Here is a 23781-nt window from a genome sequence, read left to right on the forward strand (position 1 = left end):
GTTATTTTCCACGCCTTGGAGCTTGCGAATCCACTCAAGAACTGCGAAGCTATTGACAGAAGCCATCGTTGCGTTCCTCCTACTAGTTTGTTTCGACACACTCTAGTAGACACGCACGGTGGCTTCGTCGTCAATTGTGGACGACGCATTTTACACCACTACTTGAGACTTTAACACGGTCTGTATTCGGCATGATGTTCAGTGAGCCTGCGTTGATCTCGGTTACAATGGCATTCATCGTACTGGAATCACGAACCAACTTTGCGGTTGCATGAGTTTGGTCATATTTTGTAACTATTATGAAATCTGGTGGCGTGGCAACAGGTGAAAACGTGGGGTGGCCACACCCCGCCAAGATGAACGACAGAAGAAGTGCTGTTGCAACCTGTTTCCTCATGCGATTCAACTCCCTGCATGTTAGACGCATAAGGAATGGACTCGTTACACGGAAGCCCGTCTTATTCGGCGGCACAACTCGCAAAGGAGATGCCTGGTTACCAGAGGCCGTGATTGAAGTCGCCTGTGCCGCCAGCAGACTGAAGAATATATATCTGGCCGCGGAGCATTCCTGCATTCAATAGTCCATACCCGTATAGTAAGTCTTTCGGTAGATCCCGCGAACAAACGTGTAAAGACGACGGTAGCTCTCAAAGTCCTCTTTGTACATGATGTGAATCGAATAGTCGGTGAATCGGTACACGATGACGGCGTCCATGATGTAGCCGCAGTATTCAGGCAGCCCCAGGTTAAAATAGTCAATCAAATGGGTGTCACCATACAAGAGGCCGCGCCCGCAAGGAATCTGCATGCCCATGTTGTAGGTTCGAGCACCCATACTCGTCCACTCAACCCACTCACGTGCATACGGTCCTTTCCCATAATAATTGGCGTTCACTGCAGCCACGTCAAAACCAAATTGGCGCCATTCCCAGAACGCATGCGATCCGTAGTTCGGCAGCCACAGCGTCAATCGATTGCGGGCATGAATTTCCTCATTGACCCGGGTGACCAGCTGTGCGTCTTCTTCAGGCAGTATGACTTCCCTGAGCCATACAAAGCCACGAAAAATGAGCTTGTTGTGCAGTTGCGGAGACTGCTCCCAACGTTGCAAAAACGCATCCATCCACCACTTGAGGGCCTCCAAACGGTCTCCATCATCGGCAAAATTCAGCGTTTTTCCGTTGACGTCTCCAAAATGCAATTGACCACGGTGAGGATAGGGAAGCGACACCCACACGTCGACCGGATCACTTGAGGCGTTCCACAGCGCTTCCAGATTTCGTCCAGGGGTATACAATTCTTCGATCCAGTTTTTCCAGGTATCCTTTCCGGCCGCTTCCCCGAACGGATGGGCCAAGGGGTGCATGGATGCCGTACCGATCGCGACACACATGAAGATAAACGAACGAAACATGCGATCGAAATGGCTTCCATTTGGCAAGGTGAACTCGAGCGCCGGCTTGAGGAGCAGCTCGGTCCATACCTCTTGACCACCACAAGGTAGGACGACGATTTGGTCTTCAATTCCGAGTTCGTGCCCAGAGAGATATTTGTAGCTCACGCCAGGAATCCCCCCTACCATGTCTTGGCGCATGGTATGCGTCAACACTTCCTTCCGAACCGGTCATTCACCACAACGCGATTTCCAATGTGCTCACTGGCCCGAACACGCTGTGACAATCGCTTGTATGATACGACGAGTTGATTTGGAGGAGGGCGTTGACATGTTCGTTTTGCATGCTCCAACCGAGATTGCTGGTCAAATGGGATTGCTTTGCGGAGGGCTTCGTTCCATCGGGATCCGTGCCACTGGCTACAACTGGTTTCAATCCTACATTCAGTACAACGAAAACATCATCAATACGGATGCGTTTGAGCTGGCGCACTTCGCTTACTATCTCACGAGAGATGCCGATGTGTTGCATTTTCACAATGGGGACACGCTCACTGTCGGACATACGGAATTGCCAGCGTTGAAGGCCATGGGGAAAAAGATGGTCATGCATCATTGGGGAGGCGACGTTCGAGCCAAGTGGCGTACCCGGCAACTGAATCCTTATGAACTTACAGATGCTTATTTCCCGGACGAGGAAATTGACCGCCACTTACGCCAGCTGTCTGAGTATATCCCGACCGCGATCGTACAGGACTACGAGTTGTATCCATACGTCAAGGACTATTATCAACATGTGCACGTATTACCCCTGGCTTGCAACGTCAAACAGATTGCGCCCGTATATCCTGACCCTGGGCGTGTGGTTCCCCTGGTCCTGCATGCTCCCACGAACCGCGAATTTAAAGGGAGCAAATATGTTGAACAGGCCGTTGAGCGATTGCGACCCATGGTACCCTTCGAATTCCAATTGATTGAGCACATGCCACATGCGAGAGCGATGGAAATCTATGCGCACGGTGACATCATTGTCGACCAGCTTCTCAGCGGCACTTACGGAATGCTCAGTGTGGAAGCCATGGCCCTTGGAAAAGTGGTTGTGGCGTACGTTCGTGACGATGTGAGAGCGCACCTTCCGGCCGACTTCCCGATTGTCGTGGCAACACCGGAAAACTTGGCCGATGTACTGCTTCCACTCCTACACAATGCGCAGTTGCGGCACGACATTGGGAAGAGAAGTCGTGCGTTTGTCGAACAGTTCCATGCCGTGGATCGGGTGGCCCAACAGTTGTTGGAAATCTACAGGACACTGTGATCCCGCCAATCCGAGAGGAAGGTGAGACGGGGGGTGATGACGAATGCACTCGTCAGCGTGGAGCCCGCGCGGATGTCAAAGGAGGGGCTGAGCGTGAGAAAGGTGGCCATCATCGGCTCGCCCGGGGCCGGCAAATCCACCTTCGCCCGCAGGCTTGGTGACATCACGGGGATTGAGGTGTACCACCTGGATCGTCTGTTCTGGAAACCGGGGTGGGTTGGGACGCCAAGGGAAGAGTGGAAGACGCTTCAACAGCAACTGATCCAAAACGAGTCTTGGATCATGGATGGTCATTACGGAGCCACCATGGACATTCGCATTCAAGCGGCGGACACGGTGATATTCTTGGACTTCCCACGGCGGGTGTGCCTCTGGCGAATTGCCAAGAGGGTTATCCGGTATCGTGGTCAAATCAGGCCCGACATGGCGGAGGGGTGCCCCGAGAAGGTGGATTTCGATTTCATTCGATACGCCTGGGGATTCAGACGGCGGGAGCAAGCGAGGATTGTCCAGCGGTTGGAAGAGGCGCGGCGAGAAGGGAAACAGGTCGTTCGGTTGAGCACGAGGCAGCAGGTTGAAAGGTATTTGGCTGGATTACAATCCTTCTGATGCCATCGGGCAGAGGAGCATTTCGCATCTCGGATTCGCAATCCAAGGAGGACCCTGTTTTGGCAAGGCAGGAGCAACGCAATGACATGGTGTTAACGGATGGGGACCTGGTTCTTCGCCCCATTGAGGAACGGGACCATGCGGTTCTGTGGCACTTCATCCATGGGCGGCCTGATCCGGAATGGAAGAAATGGGACGCTCCATACTTTCCGCTGGAGTACAGGGACTTTGAGTCATTCTGCAGGCAACTTCAGGAACGGTTGGATGCGGATGAGGGCGTGCCGTCGCGGCTCGTCATCGAAGTGTCGAGGGCTGTGATAGGCACCGTGTCCTATTACTGGGAACACAAACCGTCCAATTGGTTGGAAGTTGGAATTGTGATATACGATCCCGCGTTTTGGAACGGGGGTATCGGTACCCGGGCGCTCCGTTTATGGATCGATCACCTGTTCAAATCCATGCCGTCGTTGCCGAGGATCGGGCTTACCACGTGGTCGGGAAACGAACGGATGATGCGGTGCGCGGAGAAATTGGGGATGAAATTGGAAGGGCGTCTGAGGAAGTGCAGGTATTACAACGGGGCGTACTATGATTCCATTCGCATGGGTGTGCTCCGCGAGGAGTGGGAACAGCGGGCCATAGCCCCGTCTGCGGCACGCACCGACACCCGCCGAACGGGCGGGATGCAGGTGTGCGGATGTCCTTCGGGATCGCTGCACCACATTGAAATCAACGTGTCGGACCTTCGTCGGTCAGCGGAATTTTGGGGATGGTTCCTGAGCCTGCTCGGATACGAGCCGTATCAGGAATGGCACAGCGGGCGGAGCTGGAGGCTGGGGGATACGTACCTCGTGTTCGTCCAGGCCGAGCCACGATACCATCATCCGCCATATCATCGGCGTCGCGTGGGATTGAACCACCTGGCCTTTCACGCCGCCTCTCGTGCGCAGGTCGATAAGATCACGCAATTGCTCCGACAACGTGGCGTCAGCATCCTGTACGAGGATCGGCACCCGTATGCCGGCGGACCGGACCACTACGCGGTCTTCTTCGAGGATCCGGATCGTATCAAGGTAGAGGTGGTGGCGCCGTGACGCCTGATAACCATGAAGAGAAGAAGTACATAAAGCCAGCGTGATTTGTCCGGGGCGCCCAGTTTAAGGATTGTTTTGAAACCATTACCTTGTCTTCGCCGTCTAATCGGTTGGTGTCGGGTGAATGCATTCGCTGAGGTGAATGGGAATTCCACCGTCACGCCTTTCCACGTCCATCCAAGGAGGAGTCCTTCATGAGGAAGAGGTTGCTGACGTTGGCTGCTGCCTGCACACTGGCCGGTCTGCCGATCACGGTGGTTGCCGCGGGATCAGAACAGGCTGTAACCACCCAAAGCGCTGCTGGGCAACAGGCGGCGAGCAACGGGAACTATGCTGGTGTAACCGTCTCCGTCGGAGCGCGTGTCCGAACAGGGCCAGCGACTCCGTATCCTACAGTGAAAATCCTGCCGGGTGGCCAAACGGTACGGTTCACCAAGGTAACGGACGGGCAGAGGGTTGGGGGCACGAATGTTTGGTACTTTGATGCGAGTGACAACGGTTGGATTTCTTTTAGTGCCCTGAAATGGGTGAGTTACCCTGGGGTATTGGTTCGATACGGAAGTCAAGGGCCGTTTGTGGAGGAAGTTCAGTATCAACTGAATCGCCTGGGCTATCATTCTGGCACCGTTGATGGAATTTTTGGACCACAAACGCTGAGCGCGGTCCGCGCATTTCAACAAGTCCATGGACTGACCGCGGATGGCATCGTCGGACCTCTGACCTGGAGCAGGTTGTTTCCAAAATAACTCGGCTGCTTCCGATGAGATACATGACCTGTGCAACTCTGAGATGAACCCGTAAAGGTAACGATCCTGTTCCGATGCTGTCGACACCCCGTCGGCAGCATTCTCTGTGCCGCATGAATCCGCGCTCCAACGGAAAAGACGCGCCGCCAGTACGGTGAAGATCACAAACATCCCAACCGAGCCTTCCGGCATTGCCGATGACCCGGCGGCAGGTGGGCGCGGGGTTCATCTTGCGGCCTCCTGGGCGGTACCCACCGTGCCATGCTGCGTTCGGTAGTGTTTCGGGCTGCACCCGGTCATCTTGCGAAACACGGTGGAAAAGTGCGATGCACTCCGAAATCCCACCGCGAGGGCGATGTCCGTGATGGTTCGGAGGGGCTCGGTACGCAGCGCCTCTTTCGCCACTTCGATCCGTTTGGCGAACAGGTACTCCGCTGGAGTGACGCCGGTCCATCGTTTGAACGTCCGGTGCAGGTGATACGGGCTCATGCTCAGTTCCTGCGCCAGGGACTCCAACGTCAAGGGCTCTTCGAAGCGGCGATTTACGATGGCTTTCACCATATGCACCATTTCTTCGTCCGGCCGCAGGGGCGTATCGGGGCGGCAACGTTTGCAGGGCCGGAATCCGGCGGCCTGCGCTTCGCCGGCACTCTTGAAAATGCGGACATGCTCCGGCAGCGGCGCGCGGGACCGGCAGGACGGGCGGCAGAAGATGCCGGTGGTGGTCACGCCGTAGAAGAACCGGCCGTCGAATGTGGCATCGCAGTTCACAATCGCCTTCCACTGTGCTTCGTCCATACATTCCGCCTCCTGATTTCACTGTACCGCAATTTCGGCCGTTGAGTCAGTGTTTGGGAATATGACAGCAAGAAGGCAAAAGGCGTGTGAGTCCGCGCATGTTTAAACGGGGATCCGACTTTGCCAAGATGCTGCAACGCCCACTGTCACGTCCATTGAAGGTTACCGTGATCTAGCTGGAGGCACGATTCTACATCACCGCCTTGAAGCTTTTCACCTGGAATTTGTGGGTTCGAGGATGATGGCGGGGAAGGAATTGGAACAGCAGGTGGAGAAGCAAGAGCCGACGCTGAGCTCACCGGCAATCACACGCTACTTCGAAACGAATCGTGAATCTGCCCGGGGGTTACAAGGGTTGCGGTTTTTACCCTTCAATGGGGGTGAACTGAATATCGACAATAAAATGGACTTGAGCCCATTCCGGAAAACGTGCGTCGCACGACCGGGGGAGGGGATGGCGTGATGAAGTGGCGGTTCAAATCTGGGAAGTGGCCACGGTGGATGATCCAGCTCCATACCTACACCATCATCTCCTTTGTTCTGTTAATGTTGACGGGCGTGGCCCTGTTCGCGCCTCGTGTTCACGCCATGCTGATCCCGTACTTGCCGGTGATCTATGACGTTCACATCGTATTCGGCCTCGTCTTCGGCGTGACGTTGCTCACACCGCTGCTGGCCCGGCTGCCCGCCGGCAAATGGATTCGCCGTTTGGACTGGTTTATCCCCATGGTGTTCGGAGCCATCATTGTGATGACGGGGATTCTCATCTGGCAGGTGACCCGCTTTCCCACAACTTGGCGCAGCCGGGCTTTCCTCTGGCACGGGTGGATGTCATACGCGCTGTCCGCATGGCTGCTCATTCATGCAACGTATAAAGCAATGGGTTATCGGCCGGCCCGAGATGGTCTGAATGCCGGTTTGGATCCCACGCGAAGAATGTTCGTGAAATGGTTGGGGACCGGGGTCGTCGGTGCGGTGGTGTTGACCATTGTGGATCCCGTTGGCCTCCTGAGGCGCTCGTTTACCTCCGGGAACAATGGGGCAGGAACCGGCGGTACATCCACCGACTTTGCTGCCTATTACACGGTTACGGACGGATATCCCGCTGCGGACCTGAAGACCTACCGGCTGACCCTCGATGGCTTGGTGACCCATCCGACGACGCTCACATGGAACGATCTCGTGACGTTGGAGGCAATCCAGGAACAGGTGGACTTTCACTGTGTGACGGGATGGAGTGTCCCAAATGTCCAGTGGAAGGGCGTGCATCTGAAGACACTCGCAGACTTGGTGAAACCTTCGACGACGGCCAGCTATGTGCACTTCTACTCGTTTGACGGTGTGTACACGGAGTCTCTGTCGCTGTCTGAAGCCCTCGACCCGACCGTGATGCTGGCCTATCAGTTGAACGGCCAACCGCTACGCAGGCAACAGGGTTTTCCGTTGCGCTTGGTGGTTCCCAAGATGTACGGATACAAGTCCATCAAGTGGGTGAACCGAGTGGAATTCAGCGACAAACCGCTGACCGGCTATTGGGAAGCGCGAGGGTATCCCAACGAGGCCTATCTCGGCAATCCGATGTAGGCACCAAACCGATCCTCGGGCGATACAACAAAGGATCTCAACAAACGATCTCAACAAAGGAGCCTCCCTTTTCGTCCCGGGCAAGGAGACGAACGCGACGTCTCCAAAATCCTCCCATCCCCCCGCATGGTGAAGCCCCACGCCGATGACAAGCGCTTGTGGGCTCCGAACCCCTGCGCCCTCCTGAACGGCTGTGATTCCTCCCCGTTGTTCATATTGAGTTCACACGTGTGAGGTACGCTTCCCTCAGATTCACGGTATTGGAGGAATCCGCGTGGACAGTGTGAAGATGAAAACGGATTGGGCCATTGAAGCGCGTGGTCTTGTCAAGAGCTTTGGCAGCAACCGAGCGGTCGATGGGGTCGATCTGAAGGTGCGTGCCGGAACCATTTACGGCGTGCTGGGGCCGAACGGGGCCGGGAAGACCACCACCGTGCGAATGTTGGCGACCCTGTTGCGGCCGGACGCAGGCTCGGCGCGCATTTTCGGATACGATGTGGTGAAGGAAGCGCAGATTGTGCGTCAACTGATTGGCGTGACGGGGCAGTACGCCTCGGTGGACGAGACGCTCAGCGCGACCGAGAATCTGGTGATCTTTTCCCGGTTGCTCGGGTTGGGGCGCGCGGAGGCACGGCGGAAGGCTGCGGAGCTATTGGAGGAATTCGGTTTGACCGACGCCGCAAAACGTCCGTTGAAACACTTCTCCGGAGGCATGCGCCGCCGGCTGGACCTGGCTGCCAGCCTGATTGCTCAACCGCCTCTCATCTTTCTGGATGAGCCGACGACGGGGCTCGATCCACGCACGAGAACGCACATGTGGGAAGTGATTCGGCGTTTGGTAAAGAGCGGATCGACCGTATTGCTGACAACCCAGTATCTCGACGAGGCGGATCAGCTCGCAGACCGGGTGGCGGTCATTGACCGCGGCAAGGTGGTCGCGGAGGGCACGGTGGATGAGTTGAAAACTTCGGTGGGGACGTCGTCGCTGCACCTGCGGGTTCATAACCCGATGGATATGGAGGAAGCCCGCCGCATTGTGAACAGGGTTCTCGGCGTCCAGTCGGTTGTGTCCACGGTCTCGGGAAAGATCACGGCACCGATGATGGACGCGGACAGGGTCACGGATCTGCTGATCCGGCTGCGCGAGGCGGGCATTAAACTGGCGGAGATGAGCGTGCAGAAACCGACGCTCGACGAGGTGTTTCTGACCATCACCGGGCATGGCGTCGAGGATGAGTCCCAGTCGGACGAGGAATTGAACAAAGCGGAGGCGATGCAGAGATGAGCAGCATTCCCATGACATCGGGTATCCAGCGTCCGCTCAGGAATCGTACGAGCTTCCGGCAGACGTTGAGCCAATCCTTCACCATGGCCTATCGCGGGCTGTTGAAGATCCGGAGGACGCCTGAACAACTGTTCGACGTGACGTTCCAACCCATCGTCTTCACGCTGATGTTCACGTACATCTTTGGCGGGGCGGTATCCGGGAATGTGCACAACTATCTGCCGATCATCATTCCCGGAATCCTGGTGCAGACCGTCATCACGACCTCGATTGTCACGGGTGTCCAACTGCGGGAGGACATGGACAAAGGCGTGTTCGATCGATTCAAGTCCCTGCCCATCGCCCGCATCGCGCCCTTGGCGGGCGCCCTGTTGGCCGACACCGTCCGGTACACCATCGCGACGGTGCTCACCTTGGTCATGGGATACATCATCGGCTATCGGCCTGGAGGCGGTCTCCTGAACACGGTCATCGCAGGGATTCTGGTGATGGCGTGCTCATGGGCGGTCAGCTGGATCTTTGCCTTCTTCGGCGTGATTGCGCGGACCGCGTCCAGCGTACAGGGAATTTCGATGCTCATCCTGTTTCCTCTGACGTTCCTGTCGAACGCATTGGTGCCCGTGAATACCATGCCGCACTGGCTTCAGTGGTTCGTGAAGATCAATCCCCTCTCGCATCTGATCACGGCGGTTCGCGATCTTGCGAATGCGGGGACGGTCGGCAGCGATCTCGTCATTTCGCTCGTCGGAGCCGCCGTCATTGTGGTGATCTTCGCACCGCTCACGGTACGCGCCTACATGCGGCGGACGTAAGCCGTACGCGACGGCAAACACCGGCAGCACCATGCACAGGATTCGTCCGGGAGAGCGAGGGACCGCAGACCTCTGTGGAGGTTGGCGGTCCCTCTGCGCTGTGCGTCGAAGAACTATGAGGGGCCGGATTCTGAAGGACGAATGGGCAAACGAACGGCAAACGTCGTACCCACGCCTACCTGGCTCTCGACGTCGATCTCCCCGTGGTGCATGTCGACGATTTTCTTCACGATGGAAAGACCCAAGCCGCTTCCGCCGCCGCTGCGGGCTTTGTCGGCTTTGTAAAACCGCTCAAAGATGCGGACGAGTTCCTCATTCTTCATGCCGATCCCGGTATCTCGCACGCAAACTTCTGCCCACTTGTCATCCATCGTTTGCGCCGAGATGAAAATACTTCCCTGTGGCGGAGTGAATTTGATGGCGTTGGAGAGCAGGTTAATCCAGATGTGGTTGACCAGGTCTTTGTCCGCCTCAATTTCGATGTGAGGCAAGGAGAGGTCAATTTCCAGGGACTTCTGCGTCCACATGGGTTCGAGGGACAACACCACATTCCGGATTTGCCGATCCAGCCTGAAGCGTTCGGGAGAAAACGGATGATATCCCGATTCGAGGGAAGTCAGCTTCAGCAGATTGTCGCCGAGCCTCGACAACCGCTTGCTCTCGGCCTCGATGATGCTCAGATAATGCTGCCGCTGCTCCGGGGACAAGTTCTCGTTTTTCAAGACGTCGATAAATCCGGAAATCGACGTCAGCGGTGACTGAATCTCATGGGACACGTTGGAGATGAACTCCTGACGCATCGCTTCCAATTGAGCCAGTTCCTTCGCCATGTTGTTGATGGTGTGTACCAGTTGCCGAAACGGGTGATTCCCGCCGCCCGGTTCGTGTACCTGGTTGACGTCGATGTGGATGTTAAAATTCCCCTTCGCCATCTGGCGCATGGCGTCCAACAGGGAGTGCCAAAACGCGTGTTGCTTCGGAGCGGTGATTTTCCCTATCACAACGCCTGTTGTCAGCAGCAGCAACCAAGCTGCGATGACCGATGTCATGTACACGACGTACGCTTTTGGCTGCATGCCAAGCCATCCGTAAACGCCGGCCGCTGCGAAGTAGGCGAGGAAAAAGACGGCGAGGACGGCCATGAAGACCAAGGCGGACAACAACACGCGCAGGACAATGGATTTTTTTGAATCCGGACTTTGCGGGGACGGTGTGGCGGACGTGGGGTGTCCAGGATCCACCCGTGTGTTTTGTTGCCTTTGACCGTCGCGGATACGCACTATGAGCATACCTCCAGGCGATATCCGAGGCCGCGGACGGTGCGAATCGTAAAGGAACCATTGTCTTCGGGGAATCGATCCCGCAGCCGTTTGATGTGCACATCCACAGTCCGTTCGTCACCGTCGAAGTCGGAACCCCAGATGTCTTCAATCAATTGATCGCGCGACAACGTTTGCCCGGGATAGCTGGCGAGTTTGAACAACAGCTCGAACTCCTTTCGCGGCAAGGATAGACTTTGCCCGCCGAACCTGACTTCAAACGTCTTTCTGTCCATGAACAACTCGCCGATCCGAATCACCTGCTCGGTGCTGATCCGGTACCTCCGCAGCAACGCTTTCACCCGCGCGACCAGCTCCGCGGGGTGGAACGGTTTCACCAGATAATCGTCCGCTCCCAATTGCAAACCCTTGACCTTTTGGGGAGTTTCGCCCAGCGCCGTCAGCATCAGGACCGGCAGCGCGGACTCTTCCCGAATCCGCCGGCACAATTCCCAGCCGTCGATCTTGGGCATCATGACGTCCAATATGACCATGTCCACTCTTTCACGGTCCAAGATGTCGAGCACCTGCAGACCGTCTGCAGCCTCCATCACCGAAAATCCGGCCTGCTTGAGGTACAGCGCAATCAATTCGCGAATGTGCTCATCGTCATCCACAACCAACACCGTCGTCAAGGTTGCCCCTCGCCCCCTCCTACAGGTCCATCGTACCAAGCCATCCACCGGGCGGCAATCGGGTTCGACCGGATGCCTGGATGCCGGGTTTCCGTGGGCGGGGACCTGCGGTAAGATCGGGATCGAGAGAGGAGAGTGCCAGATGAGAATAGAGGATCTCTTTCAAATTGCCACGTGGGGCCAGCTTGCGTTTGATCCTGTGCGCCCGAGGCTTTACTTCAGTGAATCTCGCCCGGACAAACGGACGAACAAGATGCATCAACGGATCATGATGCTGGATGTGTCGGCGGGCACGCCGACTCCAATCGCGTTGACGAACGGCCCCTCGGATCTCCGGCCGCTGCCCTCGCCGGACGGCCGATGGCTCGCCTTTTTGTCCCGCAGATCCGGCAGTGCCCAAGTCTGGTGCCTCCCGCTTCGGGGCGGAGAGCCGACGCAGCTCACCTCCATCCAGGGTGGCGTGAAGGACTTTGTTTGGTCTCCGGACAGTCAGGGGCTGGTTGTGGTCGCGCACATCGAAGAGGGAAAAATCCGGAAAGAATCAAAACCTTGCGATCCTGGCCCGGACGCGTCCGATGCCGAGCTTGAACAGTATTACAACCGCGATGTCAAACGCATCAAGCACCAGTATTACAAACTGGACGGTGAAGGTTTCTTTGACAACGGCCGCGACCAGTTGGTCTGGGTACCGCTCGAGGGGGATCCGGAGCTGCTGACCAGCGGCAAAGACCATTTCGGAGGCCCGGTCTTCTCGCCGGACGGTGAACGTCTGTTCTGCCTGCACCGCGATTACGATCCCGAGGGCCCCCATCCCGGCATCACCCACGTGGAGCAGCTTTCGTGGAAGACGCGTGAGTGGACGCGGGTGCCGCTTCCAGACTGGTCCATCGGCGGTCTGCAGGTGTCGCCCGATGGCAAGCATCTCGCGTTCTATGCGGACAAGCCGGAGGAAATGGGCTACGGTTTGACGACATTGTACCGCTGGGATCTCGCGAACGGCGTGCTCACGGACTTGTCGAGTCATTTGGACCGGCATGTCGGGGACGAGAGTTCGACGGACGTGCCGGCGCTCTCCACGGCAAAGCCCGTGTGGCGCGGGGACCAGGTTCTCATGCTCCTGTCGGACGAAGGCCGCGTGACCCTCGCGTCGTTTGGTGTTGGTCGTCAGGTCACCCGGCTCTGGGACGAGAAGCGTGTCGTCTATGATTTTGCGGTCAAAGGGGACGAGGTTGCACTGGCCATCTCCGATCCCACTCACCCGTCCGGCATTGTCCTGGCCCGCCTCGGGGAAGCGGAGCAGCCGGCCATCTGGGCGCCGACTCCCTGGGCGGACGATGCCGAAGCCAACGGTCCGGTGGCGCCGGAGGAACTGTGGGCCACCGAATCGGACGGCACCCGCGTGCACACGTGGTGCATCCGTCCGAAAGGGGCGGGCAAGCATCCCGTCATTCTCGAGATCCACGGCGGGCCGATGGCCATGTACGGCTACCGGTATTTTCACGAGTTTCAGTGTCTGGTTCAGGCCGGGTATGCGGTGGTGTACACGAATCCGCGGGGATCGACGGGGTATGGCAAGCGTTTCTGCGACGTGATCATGGGACAATGGGGCGACAAGGACTACCGCGATGTCATGGCCGGGCTGGACGCGGCTCTCGCGGCTTGGTCTGACCTGGACGGGGACAATCTGGGCGTGGCCGGCGGGAGTTACGGTGGCTTCATGGTCAATTGGATTGTCTCGCACACCCAGCGGTTCCGGGCGGCCGTGACGATGAGGTCGGTGGTCAACCGGTTCAGTGCGATGGGCTCCAGCGACATGGGCTGGCTCCGCGTCCGGCAATACGGGACCAAACCGTGGTGGGAAGAACCGGAACCGTACTGGCAGCAGTCGCCGCTTCGATACGCCTCGAACATCCATACGCCGCTGCTCATCGAGCACCAGGAGAAGGACTTCCGCTTGCCCATCGAGCAGGCTGAGCAGCTGTACAGCGCGCTGAAGTACCTGGGGCGTACGGTGGAAATGGTCCTCTACCCGGATGAATCGCACGGGATGAGCCGGACCGGGAAACCGTGGCATCGGGTGCATCGCTTGCGTACCATCATCGACTGGTTTGACCGGTACATGAAATAAGAGATACGGTTTGCCGCGGCTGGCCCAGCACCCTGGAAGGGGATTCGAAGGCACGCGACCGGACGGCCTGCTCCTGCGACGTCTGGCGACGAGCGTGCCGGGATGGCAGCCTGTCCTGGGTGCGGGCCAGCATTCGGCAACGCGGGTTCGTCTGGACGTGATGCGGCCAAAGTTGTTTTACGAAGTCCCGGCAACTTGCGATCCCGCAGGTGGAGCTGGAGTGTCTTCCGGGTTGTAACCGATATTCCCGAAGTTGCGCAGGGCAAGGTTGTATCCGATATTGCGAATGATGTTCCACCACAGGCCGGTTCGAGACTTCCACATCCGCTCAAAGATGGAAGAGGCAGAGTAAAACTGTCGTGCGGCCCACTCGGTCCCCATCAACAATTCCTCCGGGGACATTTGCGCGGGCTGGAAGACGACGTGCTTTTTCCCGTCGTACTTGGACCAATCCCGGGTGAGAATTCTTCCTTCCGCGTCCAGACGCCGGAACAAGGGCGTGTTCGGGAAGGGGACCAACACGCTGATGGTTGCGGAGTCCAAGCCGATCTCTTTGTAAAACTCCACGGTTCGGCGAAAGATGCTCTTGTCGTCGCCGTCGAAGCCAAACACGGTCCCCGCCTGCACCGCAATCCCGTCATAGTGGAATCTGCGCAGGACTTCCCTGTATTCTTCCACTTTGTTGTGACGTTTGTTCGATCCGTTCAGGCTCTCCTGCGAAATGGTCTCCAGCCCGAGGAAGAGCGCTTTACATCCACTCTTTGCGGCCAGTTCCATAAACTCGTCATCAAAGGCCACGTCGTGGGTGGCCTGGCTGGTCCACCAGCGTTTGAACGGAGCGATGGCTCGGAACAGGGATTTGGCATACTCCCGATTGGCTCCGATGTTGTCATCCCAAAAGATCAGGGCTTTGCCCGGCATCACCTTCACTTCTTCGACGATTTCATCGATCGGCCGGTAGCGCATTCTGCGCTGGTACATGGCAGGAATGGTGCAGTAATCACAGGCGAATGGACAGCCCCGCGTGGCGATGGTAATGCCCTTGCCGTACACGCGCCCTTTGATCAAGTCCCAACGCGGGTGGGGCATGTTTTTCAAGTCCGGCAAGTGGGTGCATCTGTAAAACGGCTTCAGGGTGCCTTGTTCCACGTCCTGTACAAGGACCGGCCAAACCGTCTCCCCTTCACCGATGACCACTGCATCCGCGTGTTCCTTGACTTCCTCCGGCATGAGGGTGGCGTGAGGTCCGCCGATGACCGTGGGGATCCCGCGGGATCGGAATCGCTCCGAAATGGCATAGGCGTGCGGGGCGGCGGGCGTGTTGGCGGTGATGCCGACGAGATCGACATCGATGTTGAAGTCAATTTTCTGCACGATCTCGTCCACGTGAATCACGTTCCAGTGTTCCGGCGTGTACGCGGCGATGAGAGGCATGGTCAATTGCGGGAAGCGGATCAGTCTTCGGTGACGAACATATCTGGACTCTGCGGATTCGGCGGTAATGAGTAACACCCGTCGCCTGTTGGATGTCTGTCGTTTGTGCATTTCAAACCCCTTCGTTCCTTCTTGTATCCATGATACTATAAATTAAGCAAATTACGGAACTCACTGAGCGTTTGGAGGGAAATGATGAAGGCCGGCTTTTGGATTGCATGGGATAGGGAGAAGCGTGGTTGGAACGATCACGTCGCGAAGACAAGAGTGGTCCGGGTTTAGCCTGCGAACGATGATGGAGGGGCCACAGTGGGGTTTGGGCCAAAATAATTTGCTCTGGCGGTGAATAGGTTGACAGCAGGCGGCGGGGATTGTCCGCGCTCGGCAAGGAGGCTCCGTACATGCTGGCCCGTCTGCGATTCACCGCGAGAACGTGCATGATCCTGTGCTACCTGATTGGGCAGGTATCGATATTGTGTTGGCTCTATCCGCCTCCGCGACCCACGCGGGGCATGGGTTTGCAGATGATGGATTTGTTGGTGTTGTCCGCAGTGACCATCGGTATTGTCTACGAGTGGTTCAAGGTTCTCCCTCGGGCGAGCATTCGTCAGGCGGTGCTGTTCATGTTGTCCATCATCTTTCAGGTGGTGGAACTGTTTGCGTTCGCCTATTACCTGATTGTCTGTGTGAATCCGGCGTCGTTTTCCATGCCTGACGGGACGTTTGCCGGGCCGCACCGGTTCGGGCACGGGTACGAATTCCTGTACTACAGCGTGACCACCTTTACAGGTACCGGGTACGGCGATGTGACCCCTGCATCGGCGATGGCCAAAGAGTTTGCCTCCACGGAAATGCTGGTGGGCTGGATCATGAGCACGTTGATGATGGCTTTGCTCGGATCGAAGATTTCACAACTCTTCTTCAGGCGGCGGGGAAGGTAGTGGGGGCAGCGGCAGATGTTTGCCAGCCCATGGTCCATGGGGGATCCCCCTCACCATCTGCCCGAGCCGGCCGAGGGCCACACCTTTGTGGGCCCACAAGGAGCGGGCGCCTCAGGCCGCATTTTCGTGGTATCTCCAGGGGTGGCAAGGTTTTTGATGTTTGAAATTTGAGATTCAAGGTAGGATCTGGACAAGCTGCGGAGAAATGAAGGTTTACCCACGACGGACAGGGTGAGGGATGAACGTGGCCGTGAAATCCATCAAGGTCAAGCTGATGTTGGGTCACCTCCCGGAAATCCGGGAAGGGCTGTGGCACCTGCACGAGGCAGTCAACTTGGGAGTTCGCTACTACACGGAATGGCTGGCCCTCCTGCGCCAGGGAAACCTGTACCGGCGAGGCAAGGATGGTGCGCAGGAGTGCTACATGACGGCGGAGCAGTGCCGGCAGGAGTTGCTCGTGCGGCTGCGGGATCGACAGAAGCGCAATGGGCATACCGGGGACCCGGGCACGGACGAGGAGTTGCTTGGCGTCGCCAGGCGGCTGTATGAGCTGTTGGTGCCGCAGTCCGTCGGGAAAAAGGGGCAGGCGCAGATGCTGGCCAGCGGTTTCCTGAGTCCATTGGCGGATCCGAAGTCCGAGGGAGGAAAGGGCACGTCCAAGTCTGGGCGCAAGCCGGCGTGGATGGGCATGAAGGAGGCCGGGGATTCGCGTTGGGTGGAGGCGAAGGCCCGGTACGAAGCCAATAAAGCGAAGGATCCGACGAAGCAGGTGATTGCGTCTCTCGAGATGTACGGCCTGAGGCCGTTGTTCGACGTGTTCACGGAGACGTACAAAACGATCCGCTGGATGCCGTTGGGCAAACATCAAGGCGTGCGCGCCTGGGATCGCGACATGTTCCAACAGTCCTTGGAACGCCTGATGTCCTGGGAATCCTGGAACGAACGCGTCGGGGCGGAGTTTGCCCGGTTGGTGGACCGGCGGGACAGGTTCCGGGAAAAGCACTTCACCGGGCAGGAGCACCTGGTCGCGCTGGCGCAACGGCTGGAACAGGAGATGAAAGAAGCGTCGCCGGGGTTCGAGTCCAAATCCTCTCAGGCGCACCGGATCACAAAGCGCGCGCTGCGGGGGGCGGACGGCATCATCGATGACTGGTTGAAGCTGTCTGAAGGGGAACCGGTGGATCGATTCGATGAGATCCTCCGGAAGCGTCAGGCCCAGAATCCTCGCAGGTTCGGATCCCATGATCTCTTCTTGAAGTTGGCGGAACCTGTCTTTCAGCCGCTGTGGCGGGAGGACCCAAGTTTCTTGTCGCGCTGGGCGTCGTATAACGAAGTGTTGAACAAACTCGAGGACGCGAAGCAGTTCGCCACCTTTACGCTGCCAAGTCCGTGCTCGAACCCGGTGTGGGCCCGGTTCGAGAACGCGGAGGGTACGAACATCTTCAAATACGACTTTCTCTTCGACCACTTCGGAAAGGGACGACACGGAGTTCGGTTTCAGCGGATGATCGTGATGCGGGACGGCGTGCCGACCGAGGTGGAGGGGATTGTCGTGCCGATTGCACCCTCCCGGCAGTTGGACGCGCTCGCCCCCAACGACGCCGCGTCGCCGATTGACGTTTTCGTCGGCGATCCCGCGGCCCCGGGCGCATTTCGCGGACAGTTCGGGGGTGCGAAGATCCAGTACCGTCGATCGGCGCTGGTACGCAAAGGACGGCGCGAAGAGAAGGCGTACCTTTGTGGATTCCGCTTGCCGTCGCAACGCCGGACGGGGACGCCTGCCGACGACGCGGGCGAGGTGTTTTTGAACCTCAGCCTGCGCGTGGAGAGCCAGTCGGAGCAGGCAGGACGTCGCAATCCTCCCTATGCGGCCGTGTTTCACATTTCCGACCAAACCCGCCGCGTGATCGTGAGATATGGCGAAATTGAGCGGTATCTGGCGGAGCACCCGGACACCGGCATCCCGGGGTCACGGGGGCTCACGAGCGGCCTGCGTGTGATGAGCGTAGACCTGGGATTGCGGACGTCCGCCGCTATCTCGGTGTTTCGCGTGGCGCACAGGGACGAGCTCACGCCCGATGCGCATGGACGCCAGCCCTTCTTTTTCCCCATTCATGGTATGGACCATCTCGTCGCCCTCCATGAGCGCTCCCACCTCATCCGCCTGCCGGGTGAGACGGAGTCCAAGAAAGTTCGCAGCATCCGGGAGCAGAGGCTGGATCGGTTGAACCGGCTGCGGTCCCAGATGGCGTCGTTGCGGCTACTCGTTCGAACCGGGGTCCTGGATGAGCAGAAACGGGATCGCAACTGGGAACGCCTTCAGTCCTCCATGGAACGCGGCGGAGAGCGGATGCCATCCGATTGGTGGGACTTGTTCCAAGCACAGGTGAGGTATCTGGCTCAGCATCGGGATGCTTCCGGCGAGGCGTGGGGGCGGATGGTACAGGCGGCAGTCCGCACCTTATGGAGGCAACTGGCCAAGCAGGTGCGCGACTGGCGAAAAGAGGTCCGTCGGAATGCAGACAAGGTGAAGATCAGGGGAATTGCCCGGGACGTTCCAGGGGGCCATTCCCTTGCGCAGCTGGACTATCTCGAACGACAGTACCGGTTCTTGCGGAGTTGGAGCGCCTTCTCCGTGCAGGCCGGCCAGGTGGTCCGCGCCGAGCGGGATTCCCGCTTCGCCGTGGCGCTGCGGGAGCATATCGACAACGGCAAGAAGGATCGGTTGAAGAAATTGGCGGATCGGATCCTCATGGAAGCCTTGGGATACGTGTACGTCACGGACGGCCGCCGCGCCGGACAGTGGCAGGCTGTGTATCCGCCTTGTCAGCTCGTGCTGTTGGAGGAGTTGAGCGAGTACCGGTTCAGCAATGACCGCCCGCCGAGCGAAAACAGTCAATTGATGGTGTGGAGCCACCGCGGCGTGTTGGAGGAGTTGATCCACCAGGCGCAGGTTCACGACGTGCTGGTGGGCACCATTCCGGCGGCGTTCTCGTCCCGGTTCGATGCTCGGACGGGCGCACCGGGCATCCGGTGCAGGAGAGTGCCGTCGATCCCGCTGAAAGATGCCCCGTCCATCCCCATTTGGCTGTCTCACTATCTCAAGCAAACGGAACGGGACGCTGCTGCTCTGCGGCCGGGCGAGCTCATCCCGACCGGTGACGGGGAGTTTCTGGTGACCCCCGCGGGCCGCGGGGCATCCGGTGTTCGCGTCGTCCATGCGGACATCAACGCGGCGCACAATCTGCAGAGGCGGTTGTGGGAGAACTTCGACCTCAGCGACATTCGGGTTCGGTGTGACCGGCGTGAAGGGAAGGATGGCACGGTCGTCCTCATCCCGAGGCTGACGAACCAGCGCGTGAAGGAGAGGTACAGCGGGGTCATCTTCACGTCGGAGGACGGTGTCAGCTTTACAGTGGGAGACGCCAAAACCCGGCGCCGATCTTCGGCTTCGCAGGGGGAAGGTGACGACCTGTCGGACGAAGAGCAGGAGTTGCTCGCTGAGGCGGATGACGCGCGCGAGAGGTCTGTCGTCCTGTTCCGTGACCCGTCTGGTTTCGTCAATGGGGGGCGATGGACCGCGCAACGGGCGTTTTGGGGCATGGTCCACAACCGGATCGAAACCTTGTTGGCCGAGCGGTTTTCTGTGTCGGGAGCGGCCGAAAAGGTGAGAGGATAGGTATACTGCGGCCCACTTCCACCCAAGACTGGTACGGGGATTGATAAACAGGGTGGATGTGGGGGATATCGATGGGCGCGATCCCGATTCGGATGCTCAATGAACTGGCGTACTGCGAGCGTCTCTTTCACCTCATGCACGTGCAGGGATTGTTTGATGAATCGGCGGATACCGTGGAAGGCACCCTGCAGCACAGGCGGGCAGAGTTGAGACAACGGCCATCCCAGGTCGGACCGGATGCATGGGAGGAGGCGCCGCAGAGCCTCTATCTCGGGGACGAAGAACTCGGCATCGTCGGGAAATTGGATGCCATCCGGCGGCGCGAGGATGGGGTGTGGGAACCGATTGAGTCCAAACACGCCAGCGCTCCGCGGGACAGCGACAGGTTTCGAGTGGGCGAATGGGAACTGGAAGGCGGGGCATGGCCCAACGACCAGATTCAGTTGTGCGCGCAGGGTCTGTTGCTTCGCGCCAACGGGTTTCAAACGGTGGCAGGGCAGATCTTCTATCGCGGCAATCGGAAGACGATCCGGGTGCAGTTCTCCGAGGCGCTCATCGAGGCGACGCGTTCCGTCATCCGGCGGGCGCACGAATTGGAACGCGAGCCCATGCCGTTGCCGCTTCGCCATTCCAACAAGTGCTTTCGCTGTTCTTTGAACGCCATTTGCCTGCCCGACGAAACGTTGCATCTCTTGGGTGGCGCGGAGACACCCGACGGTGCGGTCCCGCATGTGCGCGATATCGTGCCACAGCGGGACGATCTCGCCACCGTGTACGTATCTGGCCATGGAAGCCACGTGGGCAAGTCGGGCTTTGAACTGGCCATCGTCGGTCCGGACGGCCAACGGACCACGCTGCCGATGAAGGATGTGCGACACATTTCCCTCTTCGGCAACGTGCAGATGTCCACGCAGTTGGTTCACGAATGCCTTGAGCAGGGGATCTCCGTCAGTTATCTGACGTCAGCCGGGCGACTGGTGGGAATGGCGCACCCGCTCGCGACGAAAAACGTCCTGGTGCGGCGAGAGCAGTTCAGACACTTTGACTCGGAGGACACGAGAACACAACTGGCTCGTGCGGTCATTCGAGCCAAGATCCTGAACCAGAGGACAATGTTGCGTCGAAATGGGAACGGGATCGACAAACGGGTTCTGCGGGACTTGCGCGACTGCGCCAACAAGGCCATGGATGCGCCGGACGTGGCAGCGCTGTTGGGGATCGAGGGCTTGGCAGCCAGGATTTATATGGAGAACTTTCCGTGCATGCTGAAGGTGAAGGATGTGCCGCCCGGGGAAGTCCTCATGAAAGGGCGAAACCGGCGGCCACCCAAGGACCCGGTGAATGCTCTGCTGTCCCTGGCCTACTCGCTGTTGACTCGAGAGCTCTACGCGGCGGTGGCGGCTGTCGGACTCGATCCGCTGCTGGGATTCTATCACCGTGTGGAACCGGGAAGACCCTCCTTGGTTCTGGATCTGATGGAACCGTTCCGGGCCATCGTAGCGGATTCCGTGGTCATTCGCACATTGAATACCGGCGAGATTGAATGGTCCGATTTCTACGTGGGACCCGAGGCGTGCGCGTTAAAGCAACATGGAAGGAAGAAGTTTTTCCTGGCATTCGAGCGGCGCATGCATGAGATGGTGACACATCCGGTCTTCGGTTACCGGCTGAGCTATCGGCGAATGTTGGAGTTGGAAGCCCGTTTGCTTTCACGCTATCTCATGGGGGAGTTACCCGAATACCGGCCCCTGGTGACGCGGTGAAGTCCATGCGACGGTATGTTCTGGTAAGTTACGACGTGAGTGATCCGAAGCGTTGGCGGCGAGTGTACAAGATCATGCGCGGGCACGGCGTGCATGTGCAGTATTCGGTGTTCTTGTGCCAACTGACGGATCAGGACGAGGTTGAATTGCGGTACCGGTTGGCGGAGGCGATTCATCCATCCACGGACCAGGTTCTGTTCGCCCGGCTAGGGCCGGTGGACTCGAAGCGTTTGGAGAAGCAGATCACTTGCATCGGACGGGAGTTCGTTCCGTTGGACCTCAAGGGGCTTGTGTTTTAGACCGAATGGCTGGCGGCCGGCAGGGCGACGATATGGGGAGGACTTGACAGCGTCGACAGGATTCGATTATGTTGGAATTGCCGATCTATAGGACGGCAGATTCAACGGGATGTGCCAATGCACTCTTTCCAGGAGTGAACACCCCGTTGGCTTCAACATGATCGCCCGCTCAACGGTCCGATTTCGAGCGCCGGTTCAGGTCAAAACGCCTGGGCGGCGCTCGAATCGTAGGCAGGACGCCAAACCGCGGAGGTGCTTTGCGATGTTCGGGGAGACGAGAGTGGACCAAATCCACAGGGCATCTGTCGGCGCTCGCGCGGGAGTGCTGGACATCTTGAAGCATGCGGCCTGCGAGCACCTGCTGTCGGATCGTTGAGCGGGCGATCTGAGAAGTGGCACGTCTTGGAAAGGCGGTGAGCACATGGAGTATGAGGTGTCGGATCGTTGAGCGGGCGATCTGAGAAGTGGCACGAGGGTGAGCGGAGCCGTGACCCACGGCTTTCCGTCGGTCGGATCGTTGAGCGGGCGATCTGAGAAGTGGCACAGCGTGTAGGTCGTATTATTCGCCAGCGTGTAGCCGTCGTCGGATCGTTGAGCGGGCGATCTGAGAAGTGGCACTCGAACTGCGGCGCCTCGGCCTCCTGATACGCCTTATCGTCGGATCGTTGAGCGGGCGATCTGAGAAGTGGCACTAGTACAATCCAGCGCCGTTCATAGCCGCCGCCATGTCGGATCGTTGAGCGGGCGATCTGAGAAGTGGCACCGGAGATGGACGTGCTCCAACAAAGATTCAGCCGCGGTCGGATCGTTGAGCGGGCGATCTGAGAAGTGGCACCGTGCGCACCTCTAATTCACATCAAATTCCACCGTGTCGGATCGTTGAGCGGGCGATCTGAGAAGTGGCACATCGTACCACGCGCGCGATCAGTCAAGGCATACATGGTCGGATCGTTGAGCGGGCGATCTGAGAAGTGGCACATTTGATCGCTTCTTTTCCAACTTCGTAGTACTGCGTCGGATCGTTGAGCGGGCGATCTGAGAAGTGGCACCCAGCGCAACCGGGTCCTGCGCTTCAATCCGCTCGTCGGATCGTTGAGCGGGCGATCTGAGAAGTGGCACCACCAGGTCCTTGAGCCGCGTGTAATGGAGAGAATACGTCGGATCGTTGAGCGGGCGATCTGAGAAGTGGCACCAGCATGCGTTGCACCTGGCTTAAGCTCGTGTTCAGTCGGATCGTTGAGCGGGCGATCTGAGAAGTGGCACTGTTTAATTTTGCCTTATCAGCAGCAGACATAAATGTCGGATCGCTGAGCGGGCGATCTGAGAAGTGGCACCCGCTCGAAGATGGGCGGGTTTTTGTGTTGTCTCATTGTCGGATCGTTGAGCGGGCGATCTGAGAAGTGGCACGGCCTCCAATCAAAAAGAGAGGGCCGAGAAGCCCTCGTCGGATCGTTGAGCGGGCGATCTGAGAAGTGGCACTGCTTTGCGGGTGGAGCTTCCTTGTGAGGCCGATCAGGTCGGATCGTTGAGCGGGCGATCTGAGAAGTGGCACCAGCTTTTCGCGCACCGTGATCCTTGCTTCCGCTGCGTCGGATCGTTGAGCGGGCGATCTGAGAAGTGGCACCGGCATCCGGCTCAATCACGTATGCCAAGTTCAGTGGTCGGATCGTTGAGCGGGCGATCTGAGAAGTGGCACGTGGGAAAAGTTCGCGTCCGTGTACGTGGAGCTTAGTCGGATCGTTGAGCGGGCGATCTGAGAAGTGGCACTCCAAACTGAGAAAACCGCTATTCGATCTCGCGATTGTCGGATCGTTGAGCGGGCGATCTGAGAAGTGGCACAAAAGTGGCATCCTGATTGTGGCGGCCACGACCAGGTCGGATCGTTGAGCGGGCGATCTGAGAAGTGGCACTGTGAATATGGTCGTGTCAGTCCACTGGAATCCGCGT

The 23781-nt window shown here is 58.3% G+C and carries 18 protein-coding genes, 1 pseudogene and 1 CRISPR repeat array (1 of these 20 only partly in view); of the genes and pseudogenes, 13 read left to right on the forward strand and 6 right to left on the reverse strand.

Annotated features, from left to right (window positions below):
- Positions 1–130: 130 nt before the first annotated feature.
- A complete protein-coding gene (locus BM357_RS19115; protein ID WP_139234485.1) occupies positions 131–397 on the reverse strand; it encodes a hypothetical protein in 267 nt (88 codons plus the stop codon).
- Positions 398–574: 177 nt separating this feature from the next.
- Entirely contained in the window at positions 575–1561 is a 987-nt protein-coding gene (locus BM357_RS00005; RefSeq protein WP_074948384.1) for a DUF4855 domain-containing protein, read from the reverse strand.
- A 163-nt stretch (positions 1562–1724) separates the two neighbouring features.
- Here BM357_RS00005 and BM357_RS00010 point away from each other — a divergent pair, with 163 nt between their 5' ends.
- The 5 genes and pseudogenes from BM357_RS00010 to BM357_RS00025 all read left to right on the forward strand — a co-directional run bounded on the left by BM357_RS00010 (position 1725) and on the right by BM357_RS00025 (position 5157).
- Positions 1725–2708 carry a glycosyltransferase gene (locus BM357_RS00010; protein WP_074948386.1) on the forward strand — a complete coding sequence of 328 codons (984 nt, stop codon included), beginning with the start codon at positions 1725–1727 and terminating at the stop codon, positions 2706–2708.
- Positions 2709–2801: 93 nt separating this feature from the next.
- On the forward strand, positions 2802–3317 hold the full coding sequence (locus tag BM357_RS00015) for a DNA topology modulation protein (protein ID WP_074949161.1): 516 nt from the start codon (positions 2802–2804) through the stop codon (positions 3315–3317).
- An 86-nt stretch (positions 3318–3403) separates the two neighbouring features.
- A pseudogene (locus BM357_RS18865) lies at positions 3404–3946 on the forward strand (GNAT family N-acetyltransferase); the annotation flags it as partial.
- A 54-nt stretch (positions 3947–4000) separates the two neighbouring features.
- Positions 4001–4411, forward strand: a complete 411-nt coding sequence (locus BM357_RS18870; RefSeq protein ID WP_175511413.1) for a VOC family protein — start codon at positions 4001–4003, stop codon at positions 4409–4411.
- Positions 4412–4605: 194 nt separating this feature from the next.
- Positions 4606–5157, forward strand: coding sequence for a peptidoglycan-binding domain-containing protein (locus tag BM357_RS00025; RefSeq protein WP_074948390.1), 552 nt, complete (start codon positions 4606–4608; stop codon positions 5155–5157).
- Between the two features lie 225 nt (positions 5158–5382).
- Here the strand turns inward: BM357_RS00025 and BM357_RS00030 are convergent, their stop codons facing one another.
- On the reverse strand, positions 5383–5955 hold the full coding sequence (locus BM357_RS00030) for a bifunctional transcriptional activator/DNA repair enzyme AdaA (protein ID WP_074948392.1): 573 nt from the start codon (positions 5953–5955) through the stop codon (positions 5383–5385).
- Between the two features lie 462 nt (positions 5956–6417).
- Between BM357_RS00030 and BM357_RS18875 the strand changes: the two genes are divergently transcribed.
- The 3 genes from BM357_RS18875 to BM357_RS00050 all read left to right on the forward strand — a co-directional run bounded on the left by BM357_RS18875 (position 6418) and on the right by BM357_RS00050 (position 9636).
- The gene (locus BM357_RS18875; protein ID WP_083430090.1) at positions 6418–7539 is read left to right on the forward strand and encodes a molybdopterin-dependent oxidoreductase; all 1122 of its coding nucleotides are present in this window, start codon (positions 6418–6420) and stop codon (positions 7537–7539) included.
- Between the two features lie 289 nt (positions 7540–7828).
- On the forward strand, positions 7829–8824 hold the full coding sequence (locus BM357_RS00045) for an ATP-binding cassette domain-containing protein (RefSeq protein WP_074949166.1): 996 nt from the start codon (positions 7829–7831) through the stop codon (positions 8822–8824).
- Complete coding sequence (locus tag BM357_RS00050) at positions 8821–9636, forward strand: ABC transporter permease (RefSeq protein ID WP_074948396.1); 816 nt, start codon at positions 8821–8823, stop codon at positions 9634–9636. Before BM357_RS00045 ends, BM357_RS00050 begins: the two co-directional genes overlap by 4 nt.
- Before the next feature lie 113 nt (positions 9637–9749).
- Here the strand turns inward: BM357_RS00050 and BM357_RS00055 are convergent, their stop codons facing one another.
- A complete protein-coding gene (locus BM357_RS00055; protein WP_083430020.1) occupies positions 9750–10925 on the reverse strand; it encodes a sensor histidine kinase in 1176 nt (391 codons plus the stop codon).
- Positions 10916–11590 (reverse strand): response regulator transcription factor, encoded by a 675-nt coding sequence (locus BM357_RS00060; RefSeq protein WP_074948398.1) that lies wholly within the window; start codon positions 11588–11590, stop codon positions 10916–10918. The genes BM357_RS00055 and BM357_RS00060 overlap by 10 nt, the downstream gene beginning before the upstream one ends.
- A gap of 142 nt (positions 11591–11732) precedes the next feature.
- Here BM357_RS00060 and BM357_RS00065 point away from each other — a divergent pair, with 142 nt between their 5' ends.
- On the forward strand, positions 11733–13718 hold the full coding sequence (locus tag BM357_RS00065; protein WP_074948401.1) for a S9 family peptidase: 1986 nt from the start codon (positions 11733–11735) through the stop codon (positions 13716–13718).
- A 177-nt stretch (positions 13719–13895) separates the two neighbouring features.
- On the opposite strand, the gene BM357_RS00070 is transcribed toward BM357_RS00065, so the two are convergent.
- Entirely contained in the window at positions 13896–15230 is a 1335-nt protein-coding gene (locus tag BM357_RS00070) for a B12-binding domain-containing radical SAM protein (protein ID WP_175511380.1), read from the reverse strand.
- Positions 15231–15553: 323 nt separating this feature from the next.
- On the opposite strand from BM357_RS00070, the gene BM357_RS00075 reads away from it, so the two are divergent.
- The 4 genes from BM357_RS00075 to cas2 all read left to right on the forward strand — a co-directional run bounded on the left by BM357_RS00075 (position 15554) and on the right by cas2 (position 21834).
- Positions 15554–16093, forward strand: coding sequence for a potassium channel family protein (locus tag BM357_RS00075; protein WP_074948405.1), 540 nt, complete (start codon positions 15554–15556; stop codon positions 16091–16093).
- A gap of 250 nt (positions 16094–16343) precedes the next feature.
- Complete coding sequence (cas12b, locus tag BM357_RS00080; protein WP_139234486.1) at positions 16344–19772, forward strand: type V CRISPR-associated protein Cas12b; 3429 nt, start codon at positions 16344–16346, stop codon at positions 19770–19772.
- Between the two features lie 71 nt (positions 19773–19843).
- Entirely contained in the window at positions 19844–21535 is a 1692-nt protein-coding gene (gene cas4g/cas1g, locus BM357_RS00085) for a CRISPR-associated endonuclease Cas4g/Cas1g (protein WP_175511381.1), read from the forward strand.
- 5 nt (positions 21536–21540) lie between these two features.
- Positions 21541–21834, forward strand: coding sequence for a CRISPR-associated endonuclease Cas2 (gene cas2 / locus BM357_RS00090; protein WP_074949170.1), 294 nt, complete (start codon positions 21541–21543; stop codon positions 21832–21834).
- Between the two features lie 363 nt (positions 21835–22197).
- Positions 22198–23781: direct repeats of the CRISPR family, unit length 36 nt; unit sequence GTCGGATCGTTGAGCGGGCGATCTGAGAAGTGGCAC (it continues 538 nt past the right edge of the window).

Origin of the sequence: Paenalicyclobacillus macrosporangiidus (assembly GCF_900116805.1) — a bacterium.
Taxonomy (GTDB): domain Bacteria; phylum Bacillota; class Bacilli; order Alicyclobacillales; family Alicyclobacillaceae; genus Alicyclobacillus_H; species Alicyclobacillus_H macrosporangiidus.

Excerpts from the sequence above, each read along its gene's own strand:
- BM357_RS18870 (WP_175511413.1), top strand. The coding sequence starts at position 4,001 with ATGCAGGTGTGCGGATGTCCTTCGGGATCGCTGCACCACATTGAAATC.
- BM357_RS00065 (WP_074948401.1), top strand. The coding sequence starts at position 11,733 with ATGAGAATAGAGGATCTCTTTCAAATTGCCACGTGGGGCCAGCTTGCG.
- BM357_RS00075 (WP_074948405.1), top strand. The coding sequence starts at position 15,554 with ATGCTGGCCCGTCTGCGATTCACCGCGAGAACGTGCATGATCCTGTGC.
- BM357_RS18875 (WP_083430090.1), top strand. The coding sequence starts at position 6,418 with ATGAAGTGGCGGTTCAAATCTGGGAAGTGGCCACGGTGGATGATCCAG.
- BM357_RS00030 (WP_074948392.1), bottom strand. The coding sequence starts at position 5,955 with ATGGACGAAGCACAGTGGAAGGCGATTGTGAACTGCGATGCCACATTC.
- cas2 (WP_074949170.1), top strand. The coding sequence starts at position 21,541 with ATGCGACGGTATGTTCTGGTAAGTTACGACGTGAGTGATCCGAAGCGT.
- BM357_RS00010 (WP_074948386.1), top strand. The coding sequence starts at position 1,725 with ATGTTCGTTTTGCATGCTCCAACCGAGATTGCTGGTCAAATGGGATTG.
- BM357_RS00055 (WP_083430020.1), bottom strand. The coding sequence starts at position 10,925 with ATGCTCATAGTGCGTATCCGCGACGGTCAAAGGCAACAAAACACACGG.
- BM357_RS00045 (WP_074949166.1), top strand. The coding sequence starts at position 7,829 with ATGAAAACGGATTGGGCCATTGAAGCGCGTGGTCTTGTCAAGAGCTTT.
- cas4g/cas1g (WP_175511381.1), top strand. The coding sequence starts at position 19,844 with ATGGGCGCGATCCCGATTCGGATGCTCAATGAACTGGCGTACTGCGAG.
- BM357_RS00050 (WP_074948396.1), top strand. The coding sequence starts at position 8,821 with ATGAGCAGCATTCCCATGACATCGGGTATCCAGCGTCCGCTCAGGAAT.
- BM357_RS19115 (WP_139234485.1), bottom strand. The coding sequence starts at position 397 with ATGAGGAAACAGGTTGCAACAGCACTTCTTCTGTCGTTCATCTTGGCG.
- BM357_RS00025 (WP_074948390.1), top strand. The coding sequence starts at position 4,606 with ATGAGGAAGAGGTTGCTGACGTTGGCTGCTGCCTGCACACTGGCCGGT.